Raw genomic sequence first — 1,881 nt, 5'->3', positions numbered from 1 at the left:
CACTGGCGGTGTTGTGGGGGTGTGAACCTTTTTGTTGGAAAACCCCTGCGCAAACGCTGGGTCGGGGGAAACGGGCCGGGGTTTCGGGGGTGGCTGTCGACAGCCCCCCGCGGCACCTCGGGCCTTCTTCCCCGAAGGCTCCCGGCGAGCGGTTCACTCCTTCGGGTTCGGACCAATCCGCCGAGCGGGTGCTGCCGAATGGCGGGTGTGAGCAGCTTTCGCAGCACCCTTTCCCACACGGCGCTGGGCGCGTCGGCCGGCCTCTTGGCCGCTTTCACGGCGCTGGGCGTGGCCGAACTGGTCGCCGGACTCGTGCGGCCCGCCGCGGGACCGGTGACGGTGGTCGGCGGCGCGGTGATCGACCGGACTCCGGCCGCGGTGAAGGACTTCGCGATCCGCACGTTCGGGGAGAACGACAAGACCGTCCTGCAGCTGGGGATCGTCGCCTTTCTCGCCCTCGTCTCGGTCGGTCTGGGGGCGCTCGGACTGCGCCATCGGCGGGCCGGCGCCGCGGGAGTGCTGCTGTTCGGGATCGTCGGCGCCGCCGCGGCCCTGACCCGGCCCGACTCCACCGGCCTCGGTGACGCGTTCCCCTCGGCCGCCGGAGCGGTCGCGGGCGCTCTCACCCTCTACGTCCTGGCCTCCGCGGCAGCCCCCTCGGCGGTCCGGGCCCCCGAATCCGGGGAGAGCGGGGCAAGCGGGTGGAACAGGCGCGGGTTCCTCACGGCGGCGGGCGTGACCGCCGCCGCGGCCACTTCCGCGGGCGCACTCGGGCGCTACTTCTCCGACAGGCAAGGCCGGGGGGCGGTCGCTTCCCGCGAGAGCCTCGTCCTGCCCCGGCCGGCCTCTCCGGCCCCTCCTGTCCCGGCGGGCGCCCGGTTGAAGGTGCCCGGCATCAGCCCCTTCACCACCCCGAACCGCGACTTCTACCGCGTCGACACCGCCCTGGCCGTCCCCAAGGTCGACGCCGGAACCTGGCACCTGCGCATCCGCGGCCGTGGCGTCACACGCACGCGCACCTACACCCTCGACCAGCTCCTGGCCCGCCCGCTCATCGAACGCGACATCACCCTCACCTGCGTGTCCAACGAGGTCGGCGGCCCCTATGTCGGCAACGCCCGCTGGCTCGGTGTCCCTCTCGCCGACCTCCTCCGGGAAGCGGGCGTCCGGCCCCCTTCCCGGGGCGGCGCAGCGGATCAGCTGGTGGCCCGCTCGGTGGACGGCATGACGCTCGGCTCGCCGGTCGAGGACGTGATGGACGGGCGCGACGCGATGCTCGCGGTGGGCATGAACGGGGAACCGTTGCCCTTCGCCCACGGCTTCCCGGTCCGCATGCTCGTCCCCGGCCTCTACGGGTACGTGTCGGCGTGCAAGTGGATCACCGACATCGAACTGACCACCTTCGACGCGTACGACCCGTACTGGGTCAAGCGGAAGTGGGCCCGTAGGGCGCCGATCAAGACGCAGGCGCGCATCGACACCCCCAAGCCCTTCGGTCGTCCCGCCGCCGGCGTCGTCACCGTCTCCGGTGTCGCCTGGGCCCAGCACCGCGGCATCACCCGCGTCGAGGTCCGTGTCGATGACGAGCCCTGGCAGGACGCCGACCTCGCCGCCCAGGACACGGTCGACACCTGGCGCCAGTGGTCCTACCGCTGGAACGCCGCCCCCGGCGGCCACACGATCACCGTCCGGGCCACCGACGGCACCGGACAGGTGCAGACGGAAAACCGCGCCCGGACCGTCCCCGACGGAGCGAGTGGCCGGCACAGCGTCTTCGTCAACGTCTCCTAGTGTTCTGAGTCTGGAATTCTGTTTAGATGTAGGCTTTCGGTATGGCGATGGGGCGGCCGAAGGCCGAGTTGGTGCTGACCGATGAGGAGC

At 71.8% G+C, this 1,881-nt stretch carries 1 protein-coding gene; it reads left to right on the top strand.

Annotated features, from left to right (window positions below; all coding sequences use genetic code 11):
* Positions 1-198 precede the first annotated feature (198 nt).
* Positions 199-1,791 (top strand): molybdopterin-dependent oxidoreductase, encoded by a 1,593-nt coding sequence (locus tag ACFUJR_RS38115; RefSeq protein WP_383179967.1) that lies wholly within the window; start codon positions 199-201, stop codon positions 1,789-1,791.
* The last annotated feature ends 90 nt before the right edge of the window (positions 1,792-1,881 follow it).

Source organism: Streptomyces sp. NPDC057271 (assembly GCF_042668715.1).
Lineage (GTDB): Bacteria > Actinomycetota > Actinomycetes > Streptomycetales > Streptomycetaceae > Streptomyces.
This window is presented reverse-complemented; position numbering and strand designations above follow the sequence as displayed.